Here is a 17,612-nt window from a genome sequence, read left to right as displayed (position 1 = left end):
GCCCTACCCTTATTTCGCTTTATTTAGCTGTTCAAATCGATTTAATTTTTCAACTCGGATAGTCACTGCGCGTTTGTGTGCATCCAAGCCTTCGGCTTCCGCCATTGTTACTACCGTTGGCGCTAGGCCTTTCAAACCATCGGCTGTTAGCTCTTGTACCGTCATACGCTTAGAGAAATCAGCCAAACCTAGGCTTGAATACGTCTTTGTGTAACCGTAAGTCGGTAATACGTGGTTTGTACCAGACGCATAATCGCCCGCAGATTCTGGAGACCAGTCGCCAAGGAAGATTGAGCCTGCATTGTCTAACAATGGCAGCAATTCACGTGGGTTCTTGGTTTGAACAATCAAGTGCTCAGGGCCGTAGAAGTTCGAAATCGCAATCGCTTGAGTGATTGATTCAGCAATGATAATTAAGCTTGAAGCCAATGCTTGCTGAGCGATGTTCGCGCGAGACAATTCTTTCAGCTGCTTCTGAACCGCTTCTGTTACTTGGTCAGCAATCACTGGAGATGGCGTTACCAATACCACTTGAGAGTCAGGGCCATGTTCAGCTTGGCTCAACAAGTCGGCTGCAATGAAGTCAGCATCAGCCGTTTCATCAGCAATCACCAACACTTCAGATGGGCCAGCAGGCATATCGATCGCCGCACCGCGGAAGTCATTGCTCACTTGGCGCTTCGCTTCCGTTACGTAGGCATTACCTGGGCCGAAGATCTTATCGACTTTAGCCACACTCTCGGTACCGTAAGCCATTGCTGCAACCGCTTGACCACCACCAACGTTGTAAACTTCATCGATCTTACAAAGCTTAGCGACATACAAGATTTCATCAGCGATTGGCGGAGGTGAACAAAGCACAACCTTACGACAACCTGCAATTTGAGCTGGTACACCTAACATAAGAACCGTTGACGGTAGTGGTGCACTGCCACCTGGAATATAAAGGCCAACCGTATTAATCGCGCGAGTCACTTGCTCACACACAACGCCCGGTTGTGTCTCAACCTTAATCGGTTGAGGCTTTTGAGCTTCGTGGAACTTAGCAATGTTGCTATAAGCTTGCTCTAGCGCTTGCTTCATTTCTGGTGTTAAACGAGCACACGCCTCTTCGATCTCATTTGAACTGACTCGAATAGATTCTGGAGTTACACCATCAAACTTTGCAGTCAGCTCTTTAAGCGCGGCATCGCCTTCATTTCGTACTTTTGCAATAACATCAGAAACAGTCGCTGTGATGTTTGCACCTTCAGTAATAGCTGGACGCTCTAATACCGAGTCTTGCTGTGATTCACTTAAAGATTGCCAAACAACGGTTCTCATCGTCACTACCCCATCATTTTTTCGATTGGTAATACTAGAATCGAGCTCGCACCCAACTCTTTAAGTTGTTCCATTGTTTCCCAGAACAAGTTCTCTGTACTTACTAGGTGAACGGCAACTTTGTCTTTGTCTGTAGATAGAGGAAGAACCGTTGGATCTTCAGCACCAGGCAGTAGTGCTTTGATTTGCTCTAGTTGAGAGGTTGGCGCGTGAAGCATGATGTACTTCGACTCTTTCGCTTGTTGAACACCCTGCATACGAGTCAGTAGTTTTTCAATCAGTGCGGTTTTGTCTGCGTCGAAGTCACCAACACGTTGAATCAGTGTTGCTTTCGATTGGAAGATAGCTTCTGCTTCTTTTAGGCCATTAGCTTCTAGCGTTGCGCCTGTAGAAACTAAATCGGCAATAGCGTCTGCAAGGCCAGCGCGAGGCGCGACTTCTACCGAGCCTGTTAGCATACAAGTGCTGAACTCAACACCCTGCTCGTCCATGTAGGCTTTGAGTAGTTGTGGGTAGGTTGTCGCAATACGTTTGCCCGCTAAGTCTTGTGGGCCGTTGTATTCTTCGTCTTTGTTGATAGCGATAGAAAGGCGGCAACCACCGAAGTCTAAGCGACGTAGTGTGCGGAACTCTGAAGGCTCTTTAAGAGCAACACGGTCTAGACGAACTTCTTCTAGCTCATTTTCACCGATGAAACCAAGGTCAACCACACCGTCCATGATAAGACCTGGGATGTCGTCATCACGAACGAGTAACAAGTCGATTGGCATATTTAGTGAGTGAACCACTAGGCGCTCACCCATGATGTTAAATTTAACACCACATTTTTTAAGTAGGTCTTGGCACTCTTTACTTAAGCGACCTTTCTTTTGAATTGCGATTCTTAGGCGTTGTGTCTGCATTGCTGTATCCCTGTGCAAATATTTGAATTTATTGATTATTTAAAAGCGCTAAAACTAAAAAACCCTCGGAGACTTTGTCATCCCGAGGGTTTAAATCTAAATTCTTTTGACTTAACCTCCGGGAGTAATCTTGCTCCCGGGTATACGTAAATCTCCCCGAAAGACTAGATAGGGTGATGATGGTGATGAATGTTCATTACTAATTTACGCATACTTATCAGCTCTTAGGTTGTTTGCTGTCTTGTCTCCACACTAACTAAGCTGACATCCTTTTTCAACCATTTATTCGAACTTTTTTCACGAAACTTAAAATTAAATTAACAGGCACAAAAAAGGGAGGCAAACGCCTCCCTGATAGTTTACTGATTAACTTTCAGTTTTAGCTTTTGCACGTCGCCATTTTGCAGCGAGAGAAGTAAGCCAATGCAAAACATACAGCAACAAACGTCAGAGACGCTGCGCCAAATGCGATGCCAATTGAAGATGTCATACCTAGAGTGATGAAACCAATGCACGATACGAACGCTACAGACAACGCGTATGGAAGCTGAGTCGATACGTGGTCGATATGGTTGCAACGAGCACCAGTAGAAGACAGAATCGTCGTATCTGAGATTGGAGAACAGTGGTCACCAAATACTGCACCCGCTAGAACCGCACTTAGCATTGGAAGAATCAGTGCGATGTCCGATGCTGCTGCCATGTCACCCGCGATTGGTAGCATGATGCCGAATGTACCCCAAGATGTACCTGTAGAGAACGCCATAACGCCCGCTAGAAGGAACAACATAACCGGTAGCCAGTGGTAATCAATGCTGCCTGTTACTAGAGACGATAGGTAAGAACCCGTTTTCATGTCGCCGATTACAGAACCGATAGTCCATGCAAACACAAGAATCAGAATCGCGCCAAACATAGAGCTAGCACCGATCCACATTGTTCTTGCGATATCAGCCATAGATAGCTTTTGCTTAAATACTGTTGCTAGTGCGACTAGTAAGCCGATAACACCACCGTAAACAAGAGACTTACCAACATCCGTGTTTTCGAATGCACCTAAAAGGTTGAATGCTTGGCCATCAGCAGCCAGCGCTTGGCCACCTGTGTAAAGCATTGCTGCCACTGTCGCTACAATTAGCGATACGATTGGCATAACAAGATCAGAAACTGAACCGTTTTCGCTCTCTTCGATATCTAGCTCTTCGTTTAGATCGTGAGCTTGCTTTTGATCGTTATCGCCTTCAAAGCCACGGCCTTGAGATGCTTCGATTTCATGCTCACGCATCTTACCAACATCTAGATCGAACCAAGCCACTGCGAACACCATTAGTAGTGCAAACACAGCGTAGAAGTTCATTGGAATAAGACGAACGTAAGCACCCAGTGCTGAATACTCAGTTACACCGTGTGTTACTAAGATGCCACCAATAATAGTAATGATGTAAGCACCCCAGCTAGAAGCCGGCATGATCACACACATTGGAGCAGCAGTAGAATCGAGAATATAAGCAAGCTTAGCGCGAGATACGTAGAAACGGTCTGTTACAGGGCGAGAGATAGCACCTACCGCTAAGCTGTTGAAGTAGTCATCAACAAAGATGAATACACCTAGGAAAGCAGCAAGTAGTTTTGAACCACGTTTGCTCTTAACACGAGACTGAGCCCACTCAGCGAATGCACGAGTACCGCCAGACAGTGTTAATAGTGCAGTTGTCATTCCAAGAATAATTAGGAATGCGATGATGCTCATGTTCCAAGTGTTGATGCCACCATCTTCGATGAAAACACCAGATGCTTTAGTAAACACGTAGCTCGCTGCGTTACCTACTGAATAGTCAGCAAGTAAGATAGCACCCATGATGATACCTACACCCAAAGAAACCAATACACGGCGGGTAACAATAGCAAGACTTAAAGCCACAAGGGGCGGAAGCAAAGATAAAGGCGATGTTGCAAAATCTATTAAATTCATGATCTTCAAAAACCAGTTTTTTATTTGGCTAGAGATCTACTGCAGACAAACTTGATACGGCTTATCAAGTTCATGTTGAACTAAGCGAAAGGGAAGTGAACACTTCACCCAACCCTACAGTAGCGCTCCATAGTTTAAAATTAAGACTATGGCAGTGTTGTACCTATTGAGCACAACCCCAGCAAATTGCTTAGATATACAATTTACTTCGGCAATTACACCTTTCATTCCCGCTCATTGGCATCACCCCAACGGAAGTTACTTTTTATAATTGCACCTCTACGTGCGATAACATTATTAACCGTGTAAACCAGAGTTTAACAACAAATTAACCAAAGCATCGCATCAGGTAGCCGCAATTGTACTCATCAAGAGCAACAATGCAACATATCATTCCGAGAAAAATAGCTTTTTGTTAATGAACTAATCAATAGAAGAATAGTCTACACATGTTAATTACTCCACCTGTCACATATCAGTTTTTAAGATAATCTTAATAATTATTATAAATTCAATAGAAATGTGCCTTTGAAATTTCAACTATTCATCTCACTTTTATATTTAAATATGTAATAGAAGAAATACTATTTGTTTTATTCCTAAGCTCTGTTTATTATTAGGATGATTATTTAGTTTACCTTGATGGAAAATATCATGTCTGAATTAACAAAAACTCTATTAAATATCCGTAGCCTTCGCGCATTCTCACGTGAATTAACTCTTGAGCAACTAGAAGAAGCGCTAGACAAGCTAACTATTGTTGTACAAGAGCGTCAAGAGTCTGAAGCTGAAGAACGTGCAGCTAAAGCAGAACAAGAAGCTAAGCTTTCTGCTATCGCTGAACAAATTGCAAAAGACGGAATTGATGTTGCAGATCTTATCGCAGCTCTTTCTGGCGAAGCAAAATCTAAAACAACTAAAGCTAAACGTGCTCCTCGCCCAGCGAAATACAAATATGTAGACGCAAACGGCGACGAGAAAACTTGGACAGGTCAAGGCCGTACGCCTTCAGCTATCCAAGAACAGCTAGATGCTGGTAAATCTCTAGAAGAGTTTGCTATCTAAGTTAAGCGTTCAGTTTACTGAGTGGGTAATCAATTACACACTTAGCAATAGAATTAATATTTAAGTCGACCAAAGTATTATTTACGGCTTCAATATATTCAGAAACAAAAAAGGCTCCTTTCGGAGCCTTTTTTATATTTTGTTACCCTTTAATGTTCTTTATAAACATAGATGCGCATTTGATAAACTCGTACGCATCGGATAAACAAAGTGTCTTATCTTTCCCAGTACGCTTCTTCTAGGCTATCTTCTCTTTCAGGAAGACCACGAGATAAACGTGGAGAGTGTTGAACTAACACTTCATAGCTGGCACGGTTTGAATATTTACAAACTTGTGAGAATGAAGAATAAGTCAAAAATGAATGTTGGTGCTTACTTGAGTTTGGCACGTTTTCTTTGTGGTACTTATTCGCAGCCATATCATGTAATAAAGCCGATAAAGCAGCATCACCTGCACCATTCGTATTTTTGATTTTTTCTGGACCACCCATGTATGGCGCAATATGCGAATACACTTTAGTTGGGTTTTCACATAACTCTTTATGTGCAGGACGGCTAAATTCGAAACGGTTAAATTCAGCAATTGAACCTGGAAGTAGAGGCAGTGATGTTTCACGCTTCGCTGCATCTTCCGTGTAACCCGCCATGAATAGGCCAACAGGGCCAGCAGTACATAGAACTAAGTCCACCCACTCTAGCGCTTTATCTGATGCAGCAAGCGGATCGCTTTCACCGGTTAGGGCTTCCGCTTCGTCTTCGTTCATTGCAACAACCGTTACGTGCTGCTCTAAGAAGTCTTTCCAGAATTCTGGATCGTCTTGAATAACGAACTTAGTACCTAGTGTTAAAACAACAGGCACATCATATTTCTTCGCGTATTCGATCGCTTTCATTGTTGCTTCAGGCATAGGGTCGCCTGGCTTACAACGAACTAAATAAGCGGTTAATACTAAAGCAGAAGCACTTTTGAAGATCTTTTCAGGAATGCTTTCTGGTTTTAGTTGGTTCATTTGTCCTTCGCTAATTGCGAAAGTACGTTCACCGTCTTCTGTAATTAATGCAAAGCAGCGACCAATTGCGCCATCTACCCCTTGTAAATGGTTCAGATCCATTCTGCTTGATGTATTACATAAATAGCGGTAACCATAGCTACCAATCTTAATATCTTGGCTCATTACACCTAATAGTGTTGAACGGTCGTCCGCCAATACTGAATAGTTGTGTAGTGTATTACCAATTGTGCCACCAGCGTATTCATTGGTAATCAGGCACTGTTCTTTTAATTCTTGATATAAAGATTCAGCGGCTTCGTCACCAATAACCAGTGAATGTCCCTTACTTAAACCGTACTTCTCAATAAGTTCAGAACTCACTTTTGCTTCAATATCCACCAAAGTTTGGTCAATACCGATAATATGAGTGCGTGACATTCTTTTACTGCTTTGAGCTTGGCTCACTAGAGGATCACGTGCGTGAACCGGAAAGTAGTGCTTTGATTTACGTTGTCCAGGGAATTTCATAGGGCTAGTCTAAGTCAAGGGGAAATAGGTGGCGGATTCTACCGCGCTATATTTAACGCGGCAATCTTTCAAACTATAGCAAACGTTTGCTAGGGTATTTTTTTATTCGCCTTCCATAAAGCTTAAATCAGGCAGCATGCCCAAATGCTCGGCGTAACGCTTTTGATTAAACTCAGCGCCGTTTTTCATAACGTCAAATACTTCGATAGCCAATGCACATGCCATTGCAGCAATCGCCTCTTCACGAGGAGTGCCTGTCATCATTAAACGCATTAGCGTCTCTTTTACTTTTACAGGTTCGCCATCTTCAAGTTGATTTTCAATAATCTCGATCAGCTCTTCTTCTTGCATAAATTCATTTTGTTCAGACATTTTTTTATCTCAGGTCTTGGATTTCGAGCGACTATGCCACATATACTTCTGACATCCTAGCGACTCACCTCGCTCTCATGCGATTCTCTAACAAAGTCAGCGCACTATTTGTGCAAATGAAACTGTGATTCCGGTCTCGGATCTGTCACGGCGTTTCTCTTTCTGTTAGAATCTGCGACCAAGTAATAGTAACGGTGTTTAGACATGTCAGATATCAGCTCTGGAAACAGCGAAAAGAAAGTAATTGTCGGTATGTCCGGCGGTGTAGATTCGTCAGTATCGGCGTATCTTCTTCAGCAACAAGGCTATCAGGTAGAAGGCCTTTTCATGAAAAACTGGGAAGAAGACGATAACGAAGAATACTGCACAGCAGCTGAAGATCTTGCTGATGCTCAAGCGGTATGTGACAAACTAGGTATCCACCTTCACACCATTAACTTTGCTGCAGAATACTGGGACAACGTATTCGAATACTTCCTTGAAGAATACAAAGCAGGCCGTACGCCTAACCCAGATATCCTTTGTAACAAAGAAATCAAATTCAAAGCATTCTTAGAGTTTGCTGATGAAGTACTAGACGCAGACTACATCGCGATGGGTCACTACGTTCGTCGTACTTTCCCTAGTCAAGAAGAGCTAGATGCTGGCGTTAAACCAGAAATGCTACGTGGCCTAGACAGCAACAAAGACCAGAGCTATTTCCTATACACGCTAAGCTCAGATCAAGTAGCACGCAGCCTATTCCCTGTTGGTGAACTAGAGAAGCCTGAAGTGCGACGTATTGCTGAAGAGCAAGACTTGATCACAGCGAAGAAAAAAGACTCTACAGGTATCTGCTTTATTGGTGAGCGAAAATTCACTGAATTCCTAGGCAAATACCTACCAGCACAACCGGGTAACATCGAGACGCCAGAAGGCCAAGTGATTGGTCAACACCAAGGCTTGATGTACCACACACTAGGTCAACGTAAAGGCCTACATATCGGTGGCACCAAAGGTGGCGGCGGTAATGAAGAACCATGGTTTGTTGGTGAAAAAGACCTTAAGCGTAATGTACTTATCGCCGTTCAAGGTAAAGACCACCCTCTTCTGAAATCAGAAGGCTTGATCGCATCTCAACTTCATTGGGTAAATCGCACACCAATTACTGAAGTTATGACATGCACGGTAAAAACACGTTACCGTCAAACAGATATTCCTTGTACAATCATCCCAATTGATGATGAGAACATTAAGGTTATTTTTGATGACCCACAAATCGCTGTGACCCCAGGTCAATCTGCAGTATTCTACCAAGGCGAAGTATGTCTTGGTGGTGGTATCATCGAAAAACGCATCTAATCAATCAAACGATAAACGATAGAAGACAACTAGGAGTTACTACGTGGCTAATACACTTTATGACCGTACTATTGCTTTCGCCGGAATTTGCCAAGCTGTGGCTTTGGTTCAACAAGTAGCGAAAGACGGCCATTGTGATAAAGATGCCTTCGAAGCTTCACTCAGTGCCATTTTAAATACCAACCCAGCGAATACCGTGGGCGTGTTTGGACGTGAAGCAAACCTAAAGCTTGGCCTTGAGTGCTTAGTAAAAGGTATCGATAGTACTCCAGCAGGTAGCGATATCACGCGTTACATCATCAGCTTGATGGCGCTTGAGCGTAAGCTATCTTCTCGCAACGACTCTATGTCTCAGCTTGGTGATCGCATTCAAACTGCAGAACGCCAAACTGAACACTTTGATCTGTTTGACGAGCAAATGATCAGCAACCTTGCAAGTATCTACCTTGATGTCGTCAGCCCTATCGGCCCTCGCATTCAAGTTTCTGGTACACCGTCTGTACTTCAACAGACATCGAGCCAACATAAGGTTCGCGCACTGCTTCTATCAGGGATTCGAAGCGCTGTGTTATGGCGTCAAGTTGGCGGCAAACGTCGTCACCTTATCTTCGGTCGCAAGAAGATGATCGAGCAGGCTCAAATCCTACTAGCTCGAATGTAATTTATTAGCTCGCGCCTCGTCGCGAGCTTGTTTTTTGTATCAACACAACTCTCACGCAAACGATTGCGCAATGTGCGTGACAATTGAGATTGTTACTGGTATAAACCTCTCAAAATTTAGAAAACTCAATTCAGGAGAACACCATGGAACTGTCAGCATTGACTGCTGTTTCACCAGTAGACGGCCGTTACGGAAGTAAGACTATTGCATTACGCAGCATCTTTAGTGAGTTTGGACTACTAAAGTACCGCTCTATCGTTGAAATTCGTTGGTTACAAAAGCTTGCAGCTACTGATGCAATCAAAGAAGTACCAGCGTTCAGTGCAGAAGCTAACCAGTTTCTTGATGAACTAGCCGCTAACTTCAGCGAAGAAGACGCTCTACGTATCAAAGAGATCGAGCGCACAACAAACCACGACGTAAAAGCGGTTGAGTACTTCTTGAAAGAGAAAGTTGCGGGCGTTCCTGAGCTTCACGCAGTTAACGAATTCATTCACTTTGCATGTACTTCTGAAGACATCAACAACACATCTCACGCGCTTATGCTTAAAGAAGCTCGTGACACAGTGATTCTTCCAGAAATTCGTAACGTAATCGATGCTATCAAAGCACTTGCGAACGAGTACCGTGACATTCCTCTACTGTCTCGTACACACGGTCAGCCAGCTTCTCCTTCTACTATGGGTAAAGAGATGGCTAACGTTGCGTACCGTATGGAACGTCAATACAAGCAAATCGAAAGCGTTGAGATTCTAGCGAAAATCAACGGCGCGGTAGGCAACTACAACGCACACCTTTCTGCATACCCAGAAGTTGAATGGCACCAGTTCTCTGAAGAGTTCATCACTGAATCTCTTGGCGTAACTTGGAACCCTTACACAACTCAAATCGAACCTCACGATTACATCGCTGAGCTATTCGACGCAGTTGCTCGTTTCAACACGATTCTTCTAGACTTCGACCGTGACGTTTGGGGCTACATCGCTCTTGGTCACTTCAAGCAGAAGACTATCGCTGGCGAAATCGGTTCTTCTACAATGCCGCATAAAGTTAACCCAATTGACTTCGAAAACTCTGAAGGCAACCTTGGTCTAGCTAACGCTGTATTTGGCCACCTAGCACAGAAACTTCCAGTTTCTCGCTGGCAACGTGACCTAACTGACTCTACGGTTCTTCGTAACCTAGGTGTTGGTGTTGGCTACGCAATCATTGCATACACTTCAACTCTGAAAGGTATTAGCAAACTAGAAGTTAACCGCGAAGCGCTACTTGCTGAGCTAGACAAAAACTGGGAAGTACTAGCAGAACCAGTACAAACAGTAATGCGTCGTTACGGCATCGAGAAGCCATACGAGAAGCTTAAAGAGCTAACTCGTGGTAAGCGTGTAGACGGCGAAGGCATGCGTGCATTCATCGACGGTCTAGAAATCCCTGCAGACGAGAAAGTTCGTCTGAAAGAGATGACTCCAGCGAACTACATCGGTCAAGCAATCGAGCTAACTGACAAGCTGTAAGATTCGATTTTCGAATTGTAGAATAGACTAAGGCTTCCCATGTGGAAGCCTTTTTGTTGCGCGAAATTAAATCTATCGACACAAAAATCGTAAACATAAGAACACCAAGCCTTCTCCAGTTGATCTACTCGTCCCCTACTCATTCAATTTAATCATCTAGCAACAACTGCACCTCGTGTCTCGTTTCTCGTGTCTCAACACTTGTTATCTTAAACGCCAAGATCAAAAAAGGCCTCCCGAAGGAAGCCTTTAGATTATTCTTATCGGCTAGCGATGACTAATCGTATTAGAAATTACATGTTACGTAGAGACGCAATACGCTTATCTAGCGGTGGGTGGCTCATTAGTAGCTCAGTTAGAGACTTCTTACCGTTGATGCCAAACGCCATCATAGAACCTTCTAGCTGTGGCTCGTGGCTCACTTTTAGACGCTCTAGCGCTGCAATCATCTTCTCTTTACCTACCAAGTGCGCAGCACCTGCATCGGCATGGAATTCACGATGACGGCTGTACCACATCGTAATGAAGCTTGCCAAGAAGCCAAACACCAATTCCAGCACCATAGACACACCGAAGTACACCATCATGTTGCTGCCACCCTCTTCTTCGTTGTCATTCGACGCAACAATGTTCGCGATGAAACGAGAAAGGAAGATAACGAACGTGTTCACAACGCCTTGCATTAACGTCATTGTCACCATGTCGCCGTTTGCGATGTGGCTAACTTCATGCGCTAATACCGCTTCAGCTTCGTCACGTGTCATGTTGTGCAGCAGGCCTGTTGATACCGCTACCAATGAATCGTCACGCTTAGCGCCGGTTGCAAATGCGTTGATGTCTGGCGAATCGTAGATCGCCACTGTTGGCATACCAATACCAACTTGTTGAGCTTGACGGCTTACCGTCTCCATCAACCAATGTTCTGTTTCATTACGCGGGCTTTCAATGACCATGCCGCCAACTGAGCGTAGCGCCATTTTCTTTGACATCATTAATGAAATGAATGAGCCGCCAAAACCAAATACCGCAGCCATTAACAGCAAGCCTGAGAGGCTTCCTGGTTGCATACCTGTAACTGCGTATACAATATTAAGAACAACACTTAGTACCAATACAACCGCAAGGTTGGTTGCAAGGAACAACATTACTCGCTTCATTACTTATCTCCGCATGAAAGCTGTTTTTATAAAACTTATTGTTATAGACAAGGCAGACAGCAATTTATTCCAACCTTGAGACTTATACTTACTTATACATATAGTCTTAGATTAAGAAAACAAGGTTAAGCATTAAATTGCAACATTTGATTACGGGAGTGGTTCATTTCTCAATCGTCCATTAGACCTAAGTAGTATGGTTAACCACCAGTGATCCGTTTAGAGTGTCAGTCAATTACTGTATTGGCTAGTTCATGGAACAAAAGGAAAGGATCATGGTTGAAGGTACTAACACTCAAATGGCTATCGACTTACTGTGCTGTCACCTAGGGATTACTGAAGAAGAAGCAAAGAAACAGATCGGTATTCTTACGCCACAAGCAGCGCAAACCAATATAACAGAGACACAACAAGCACTAATGGGACTTACAAAAGAACATTGATCCCAAGCTTAACTCTACACAGGCTTAAAATAGCAAAAGGGCTGCAATCGCAGCCCTTTTCTTATTTCTCGTATAACTTGAGAATTAAAGCTCAAGCAATGGCTGTACATTAATGTACTTGCCAATATTCTTAGACTTCGCTTTTGGTACGTAAGGGATCTCACCTAACTTTGGCGCACCTAGCTTATCTTCAAGCATCGTAATAATATCAGCGTAATGTTCAGTGCCTGGATTAATACGGTTTGCTACCCAACCAACTAAGTTTAGTCCGTCAGCACGAATCGCTTCTGCGGTTAACAGAGCATGGCTCAAACAACCCAGCTTAATACCAACGGTCAATACAACTGGAAGCTGCTCTTTCTTGACCCAGCTAGACAAGTATTCGTCATCTGAAACCGGTACACGCCAGCCACCCGCACCTTCAACCAGAACGATGTCAGAGTTTTGCTTATGCTCGTCTAGTTTCGCTGATAACACCGCTTCATCAATCACGACACCGTCATGCTTGGCTGCGATGTGAGGTGATGATGGCAGTAGCAACGCGTACGGGTTAACGTCTTCGTAAGCAATATCTTGCGTCGCCGCTTCTTGAAGATGCAGCGCATCACTGTTACGTAACCCTTCAGGGTATTGTTCACACCCTGCAGCAACTGGCTTGTAGCCAATTGTTGATAAATCTTGTGCGGCCAAAGCTTGAAGAATCGCTTTTGAAACCACAGTTTTTCCCACTTCGGTATCCGTACCTGCAATGAATAATGCATCAATCATAATTGAATAACCCCTAAACAAACTTGATATGTTGCTGGTAAGAAACCTTGATGGTTTTTGAACTCTCGATATTCCCGTTCAACAAGCTGCAACATACGGCGACTTGTTAAACCTTGTGAGCGACCACTTACGTGATTAGCGCCGATGCCTTTAAGGTCGCGCATCAGTTCAAACGCAGTGTCGTACCAAACGGTGATGGTGGGCAAGTCTAGTTGATGAGCAGTACAGCTAGATTGCGCTAACGCAATTTTTACCTGATTGATTGTAATAAAATGGTTAACGTGTTGATGTGCGTCAATTTTGGACCATGACTTTTCCAGTTCAAACAGTGACCCATCAAGCAAAGTTGAGAAAATCACACGTCCACCAGCCGCTGTAACACGCTTCATCTCTTTCAAAGGCGACGATAAATCATCACACCATTGCAACGCTAAGCTCGAAAAAACGATGTCGAAACATCCATCTTCAAACGGCAATTGTTCAGCGTCAGCTTGTTGATATAAAGAGACCGATGTGCCGCAGCGTTGTTCTGCCGCTTTTAACATTCCAACAGACAGGTCAGCACACACTACCTCAGCACCACGCTTCGCTATCTGTTCGGAGAAATAACCCGTACCACAACCTAAATCGAGCACCTTTAAACCGGAGAGATCGCTAGGTAACTTATCCAGTAATCGGTGGCCGACATCGCGCTGAAACTCAGCGTGTTTATCATAGGTTGTTGCTGCTTTGCCGAAGGCTTCGGCAATCGCATTCTTATCTTGGCCTACGTAATTATGCACGACTGCTTCTTGTGACATTTACTGAGCCTCATTATTTATTTCGGTGTTAGTTTCGCTATTGGATTCAAAGCTTGATTCAAGATTTGTTTCTACTGCTTGACGTAACGAACGGGTTAACTGAAGGATCTGCTTTTGAGTGTGATTGGCGGTTAACGTAATACGCAGACGCGCCGTCCCGGTCGGAACCGTGGGTGGCCTAATTGCAGTGACCCAAACTTGGTTGCGCTTTAATTCTTCAGCAACAGACAGTGCAGCCTGTGCCTCACCGATCACAAACGGCTTAATTGGAGTCTGAGTATCAACAAAACCTTGTACGCCATTCATCTGCTCTGCATAGAGAGTCCCTAACTCGGTTAGCTTCTCGCGACGCCACTCTTGCGTTTGAATCATCTTACACGCATGAGACAAAGCCACCGCTTGTGAAGGTGGTATTGCCGTCGAATACACATGATGACGAGCAAATTGAGTTAAGTAATCACCCACCTCTGACGAACATAAAATCGCAGCACCAGATAGGCCAAATGCTTTACCAAAGGTCACCACCAAGATATCAGGCGTTATTTGCGAAGCGTTGCAGCTCCCTGCCCCTTTATCGCCCAATACCCCAATGCCGTGGGCATCATCAACTGCTAGCCAACTGTCGTATTGATTGGTCAGGTTAGATATTTGATTGAGGGGAGCCTGGTCGCCATCCATGCTGAACACACCTTCCGTCACAACCAAGGATTGTGGAGAACGGCGCAGTAGCGACTCTAGATGTTGCGTATCGTTGTGTTTAAAGCGTTTCATTGTTGCAGGAGAAAGCATTCCAGCTTCCATCAAAGAGGCGTGGTTAAGTTTGGCTTGCAGCAATGAATCGTCTTTTTCGAGCAGAGAAAACAACAAGGCTTGATTAGCACTGAAACCAGAACTAAAGAGAATGGCACGTTCGAAGCCAAGCCATTCACACAGCTGAGCCTCTAAGTTTTGATGAGCAGGACTAAAGCCTGTAACCAATGGCGATGCCGCACTTCCAGCACCATATTGGGAAAGACCAGTTTGCCATGCATCGACCAGTTCAGGATCGTTCGCCAGGCCTAAGTAATCATTACTCGAAAAATTGATGAAACTAGAACCTTCGCTATTCAGCAAAGGTCCATTGCTGTTTTCGAGCACCTTGAGTTGACGAGTCAACCCTTCCCCAAGGCGATGAACAAGGGCTGCTTTAATGCGAGCTTTAAACCGTGGCATCGTAGAACATGTCATCTTTAGTTGGACGAGCCGCAACGCGCTCCACCACTTGATCTAACAGTTCGTTTTCTTGAATTTCATCTGGCTTTTGAGCCACTTCTTGGCTGTTGATACCCAGCTTCTTAAACAACTGCATATCCGTGTCTTCATCAGGGTTCGGCGTAGTCAGTAGCTTACAACCGTAGAAGATAGAGTTCGCACCTGCCATGAAACACATCGCTTGCATCTGTTCGTTCATGTTCTCACGGCCTGCAGATAAGCGAACTGCAGACATTGGCATCATGATACGAGCAATCGCTATCAACTTGATGAAGTCGAAAGACTCAACATCATCGACGTTTTCCATCGGTGTGCCTTTCACTTTCACTAGCATGTTGATTGGTACACTTTCAGGGTGTACTGGAAGGTTCGCTAACTCCACAAGTAGACCTGCGCGATCATTAGTGCTTTCGCCCATACCGATGATGCCACCAGAACAGATCTTCATTCCGGCATCACGTACGTGAGACAACGTGTCTAAACGATCTTGGTAAGTACGAGTGGTAATAATGCTGCCGTAGAATTCTGGAGACGTATCAAGGTTATGGTTGTAGTAGTCCAAACCTGCGTCGGCTAGCTCGCCTGCTTGATCCGGCGTTAACATGCCCAGTGTCATACAGGTTTCTAGCCCCATGCCTTTCACACCTTTGATCATGTCAGTTAGGTGAGGCATATCGCGCTCTTTCGGGTTTTTCCATGCCGCGCCCATACAGAAGCGAGTTGAGCCTGCATTCTTGGCTTTTTGCGCCGCATCCAAAACACGCTCAACTTCCATTAAGCGTTCTTTGTCGACATCCGTTCGGTAGTGAGCACTTTGAGGGCAGTACTTACAATCTTCAGGGCAAGCACCTGTCTTTATCGATAAAAGCGTACTCACCTGCACGTGGTTGTGCTCTTGGTACTGTCTATGAACGACTTGAGCTTCAAACATTAAATCCATAAACGGTTTTTCAAGCAGCGCTGTTACTTCAGCAACTGTCCAGTCATGACGAACTTCCACGTGTCGATCCTTTTTTATTTTTTTGATGTTACAACTCTGTGTCTAGAGTTTGCATTTATGCTTGGCTAGTCTACCGACAAGCTTTAGACTGTCAACACATTGATAATATCAAAAGTTTACATTTGGTTATTTTTTAATCACACCAAGAATGGAAGTTACTATGGATCTCGCCTTTGATCGCCAGCATATCTGGCATCCCTACACATCAACGTTAACACCTCTGACCTGCTACCCAGTCACCAATGCAGAGGGTGTTTACCTAGAATTAGAAGGCGGAAAACGAATTATTGATGGCATGTCGTCTTGGTGGTCAACCATTCACGGCTACAATCATCCAGATCTGAATGCCGCGGCTCATAGCCAAATAGATAAGGTTTCACACGTTATGTTTGGTGGTATCACCCACCAGCCTGCCATCGATTTATGTAAGAAGCTTCTCAACCTAGCACCAAGTAATCTTGAACATGTATTCTTGGCCGATTCGGGCTCAGTCGCCGTAGAAGTGAGTCTTAAAATGGCGCTTCAATACTGGCATGCCAAAGGACAACCTCGTTCGAAGTTCCTCACACTCAGAGATGGCTACCACGGTGATACCTTTGCTGCGATGTCGGTTACCGACCCAGATAATTCGATGCACAGCCTCTACAAAGGCTTTTTGCCTGAACACATTTTTGCAGATTCACCGAAAACAGGTTTTTGGGAACAGTGGGACGCTAACGACATAAACAGCTTCCGTGAAAAGCTAGCAACACATCATCAAGAAGTCGCTGCCGTGATCTTAGAGCCGATTGTTCAAGGCGCTGGCGGCATGCGTATCTACCACCCGGAGTTCTTGAAACAAGTGCGCTTGCTGTGTGATGAATTCAACGTATTGCTGATTTTGGACGAGATTGCGACCGGGTTTGGCCGCACAGGGAAACTGTTCGCGTGTGAGCATGCCGATATTCAACCGGATATTCTATGCTTGGGTAAAGCGCTGACTGGCGGCTACATGACCCTTTCAGCAACACTAGCGAGCAAAGAAGTCGCAGACACGGTATGTGGTGGTGAAGCGGGCTGCTTTATGCACGGACCAACCTTTATGGGTAACCCATTGGCTTGCGCAGTCGGCGCGGCAAGTTTATCCATCATAGAGCAAGGCCATTGGCAGAGTCAGACTCAGCAGATTGAACAGCTTTTCTCTGAGTTGCTGCCACCTTTACGAGAGCATGCACTGGTTAAAGACGTTCGCTGGTTGGGCGCGATTGGTGTAGTTGAAACCCATTCACCTGTCGATATGGAAACCATTCAAGCTCACTTTGTTGAACAAGGTGTTTGGATCCGCCCATTTGGCAAGTTGATCTATATGATGCCTCCTTTCATTAGCAAACCTGAACATATTGAGCAGCTCGTTTCAGCCATTGATAAGGCTCTTAGTCGTCCTGATTGCTTCAAAGAGACCTAATTGTTTTAAATAAATCTTAATGTGTTCAATAGAAAAATTACCGATTCAGCCTGTGAAAAACAGGCTGAATTATTAAAAT

At 44.5% G+C, this 17,612-nt stretch carries 16 protein-coding genes, 1 riboswitch and 1 other annotated feature; of the genes, 6 read left to right on the top strand and 10 right to left on the bottom strand.

From position 1 onward, the window contains the following. Positions 1-9 precede the first annotated feature (9 nt). The 3 genes from hisD to FLM53_RS13575 all read right to left on the bottom strand — a co-directional run bounded on the left by hisD (position 10) and on the right by FLM53_RS13575 (position 4,197). Positions 10-1,329: a histidinol dehydrogenase gene (hisD, locus tag FLM53_RS13585; protein WP_176681633.1), complete on the bottom strand. Its 1,320-nt coding sequence runs from the start codon at positions 1,327-1,329 to the stop codon at positions 10-12. Further along, on the bottom strand, positions 1,329-2,225 hold the full coding sequence (gene hisG, locus FLM53_RS13580) for an ATP phosphoribosyltransferase (RefSeq protein ID WP_017060264.1): 897 nt from the start codon (positions 2,223-2,225) through the stop codon (positions 1,329-1,331). Before hisG ends, hisD begins: the two co-directional genes overlap by 1 nt. A 53-nt stretch (positions 2,226-2,278) precedes the next feature. Then, positions 2,279-2,414 (bottom strand) — a sequence feature (His leader region). A gap of 190 nt (positions 2,415-2,604) precedes the next feature. Then, complete coding sequence (locus FLM53_RS13575) at positions 2,605-4,197, bottom strand: Na+/H+ antiporter NhaC family protein (RefSeq protein ID WP_176681634.1); 1,593 nt, start codon at positions 4,195-4,197, stop codon at positions 2,605-2,607. Between the two features lie 112 nt (positions 4,198-4,309). Beyond that, a riboswitch (Lysine riboswitch) is annotated at positions 4,310-4,487 on the bottom strand. 364 nt (positions 4,488-4,851) lie between these two features. Between FLM53_RS13575 and FLM53_RS13570 the strand changes: the two genes are divergently transcribed. Further along, positions 4,852-5,262, top strand: a complete 411-nt coding sequence (locus tag FLM53_RS13570) for an H-NS family nucleoid-associated regulatory protein (protein WP_017060262.1) — start codon at positions 4,852-4,854, stop codon at positions 5,260-5,262. A gap of 215 nt (positions 5,263-5,477) precedes the next feature. Here FLM53_RS13570 and FLM53_RS13565 read toward each other — a convergent pair whose 3' ends face one another. Together FLM53_RS13565 and FLM53_RS13560 are read right to left on the bottom strand one after the other, a co-directional pair. Beyond that, positions 5,478-6,782, bottom strand: coding sequence for an inosine/guanosine kinase (locus tag FLM53_RS13565; protein WP_017631378.1), 1,305 nt, complete (start codon positions 6,780-6,782; stop codon positions 5,478-5,480). Positions 6,783-6,884: 102 nt separating this feature from the next. Then, the gene (locus tag FLM53_RS13560; protein ID WP_010439986.1) at positions 6,885-7,154 is read right to left on the bottom strand and encodes a hypothetical protein; all 270 of its coding nucleotides are present in this window, start codon (positions 7,152-7,154) and stop codon (positions 6,885-6,887) included. A 204-nt stretch (positions 7,155-7,358) separates the two neighbouring features. Between FLM53_RS13560 and mnmA the strand changes: the two genes are divergently transcribed. The 3 genes from mnmA (at position 7,359) to purB (ending at position 10,670) form a co-directional block, all read left to right on the top strand. Further along, complete coding sequence (gene mnmA, locus FLM53_RS13555) at positions 7,359-8,495, top strand: tRNA 2-thiouridine(34) synthase MnmA (RefSeq protein WP_176681635.1); 1,137 nt, start codon at positions 7,359-7,361, stop codon at positions 8,493-8,495. A gap of 43 nt (positions 8,496-8,538) precedes the next feature. Beyond that, the gene (gene hflD, locus FLM53_RS13550) at positions 8,539-9,156 is read left to right on the top strand and encodes a high frequency lysogenization protein HflD (RefSeq protein ID WP_146491851.1); all 618 of its coding nucleotides are present in this window, start codon (positions 8,539-8,541) and stop codon (positions 9,154-9,156) included. Positions 9,157-9,299: 143 nt separating this feature from the next. Continuing rightward, complete coding sequence (gene purB / locus FLM53_RS13545) at positions 9,300-10,670, top strand: adenylosuccinate lyase (RefSeq protein WP_176681636.1); 1,371 nt, start codon at positions 9,300-9,302, stop codon at positions 10,668-10,670. Positions 10,671-10,963: 293 nt separating this feature from the next. Here the strand turns inward: purB and htpX are convergent, their stop codons facing one another. After that, a complete protein-coding gene (gene htpX, locus FLM53_RS13540; RefSeq protein WP_102344686.1) occupies positions 10,964-11,827 on the bottom strand; it encodes a protease HtpX in 864 nt (287 codons plus the stop codon). Between the two features lie 275 nt (positions 11,828-12,102). Here htpX and FLM53_RS13535 point away from each other — a divergent pair, with 275 nt between their 5' ends. Beyond that, positions 12,103-12,270 carry a hypothetical protein gene (locus FLM53_RS13535; RefSeq protein ID WP_017057057.1) on the top strand — a complete coding sequence of 56 codons (168 nt, stop codon included), beginning with the start codon at positions 12,103-12,105 and terminating at the stop codon, positions 12,268-12,270. 84 nt (positions 12,271-12,354) lie between these two features. Here FLM53_RS13535 and bioD read toward each other — a convergent pair whose 3' ends face one another. The 4 genes from bioD to bioB are packed head-to-tail and all read right to left on the bottom strand — an operon-like array spanning position 12,355 to position 16,089. After that, the gene (gene bioD / locus FLM53_RS13530; RefSeq protein ID WP_176681637.1) at positions 12,355-13,038 is read right to left on the bottom strand and encodes a dethiobiotin synthase; all 684 of its coding nucleotides are present in this window, start codon (positions 13,036-13,038) and stop codon (positions 12,355-12,357) included. Beyond that, complete coding sequence (gene bioC / locus FLM53_RS13525; protein ID WP_176681638.1) at positions 13,035-13,838, bottom strand: malonyl-ACP O-methyltransferase BioC; 804 nt, start codon at positions 13,836-13,838, stop codon at positions 13,035-13,037. The genes bioD and bioC overlap by 4 nt, the downstream gene beginning before the upstream one ends. Beyond that, the gene (gene bioF / locus FLM53_RS13520) at positions 13,839-15,050 is read right to left on the bottom strand and encodes an 8-amino-7-oxononanoate synthase (protein ID WP_176681639.1); all 1,212 of its coding nucleotides are present in this window, start codon (positions 15,048-15,050) and stop codon (positions 13,839-13,841) included. Further along, positions 15,037-16,089: a biotin synthase BioB gene (gene bioB / locus FLM53_RS13515; RefSeq protein WP_048609384.1), complete on the bottom strand. Its 1,053-nt coding sequence runs from the start codon at positions 16,087-16,089 to the stop codon at positions 15,037-15,039. The genes bioF and bioB overlap by 14 nt, the downstream gene beginning before the upstream one ends. A gap of 160 nt (positions 16,090-16,249) precedes the next feature. On the opposite strand from bioB, the gene bioA reads away from it, so the two are divergent. Beyond that, the gene (gene bioA, locus FLM53_RS13510; protein WP_176681640.1) at positions 16,250-17,533 is read left to right on the top strand and encodes an adenosylmethionine--8-amino-7-oxononanoate transaminase; all 1,284 of its coding nucleotides are present in this window, start codon (positions 16,250-16,252) and stop codon (positions 17,531-17,533) included. Positions 17,534-17,612 lie beyond the last annotated feature (79 nt).

The sequence above is a fragment of the Vibrio sp. Scap24 genome, from assembly GCF_013394185.1.
Lineage (GTDB): Bacteria > Pseudomonadota > Gammaproteobacteria > Enterobacterales > Vibrionaceae > Vibrio > Vibrio pomeroyi.
This window is presented reverse-complemented; position numbering and strand designations above follow the sequence as displayed.

Coding starts and splice junctions, on each gene's coding strand:
- hisG (WP_017060264.1), bottom strand. CDS start 2,225: ATGCAGACACAACGCCTAAGAATCGCAATTCAAAAGAAAGGTCGCTTA.
- FLM53_RS13575 (WP_176681634.1), bottom strand. CDS start 4,197: ATGAATTTAATAGATTTTGCAACATCGCCTTTATCTTTGCTTCCGCCC.
- FLM53_RS13570 (WP_017060262.1), top strand. CDS start 4,852: ATGTCTGAATTAACAAAAACTCTATTAAATATCCGTAGCCTTCGCGCA.
- FLM53_RS13565 (WP_017631378.1), bottom strand. CDS start 6,782: ATGAAATTCCCTGGACAACGTAAATCAAAGCACTACTTTCCGGTTCAC.
- FLM53_RS13560 (WP_010439986.1), bottom strand. CDS start 7,154: ATGTCTGAACAAAATGAATTTATGCAAGAAGAAGAGCTGATCGAGATT.
- mnmA (WP_176681635.1), top strand. CDS start 7,359: ATGTCAGATATCAGCTCTGGAAACAGCGAAAAGAAAGTAATTGTCGGT.
- purB (WP_176681636.1), top strand. CDS start 9,300: ATGGAACTGTCAGCATTGACTGCTGTTTCACCAGTAGACGGCCGTTAC.
- htpX (WP_102344686.1), bottom strand. CDS start 11,827: ATGAAGCGAGTAATGTTGTTCCTTGCAACCAACCTTGCGGTTGTATTG.
- FLM53_RS13535 (WP_017057057.1), top strand. CDS start 12,103: ATGGTTGAAGGTACTAACACTCAAATGGCTATCGACTTACTGTGCTGT.
- bioD (WP_176681637.1), bottom strand. CDS start 13,038: ATGATTGATGCATTATTCATTGCAGGTACGGATACCGAAGTGGGAAAA.
- bioC (WP_176681638.1), bottom strand. CDS start 13,838: ATGTCACAAGAAGCAGTCGTGCATAATTACGTAGGCCAAGATAAGAAT.
- bioF (WP_176681639.1), bottom strand. CDS start 15,050: ATGCCACGGTTTAAAGCTCGCATTAAAGCAGCCCTTGTTCATCGCCTT.
- bioA (WP_176681640.1), top strand. CDS start 16,250: ATGGATCTCGCCTTTGATCGCCAGCATATCTGGCATCCCTACACATCA.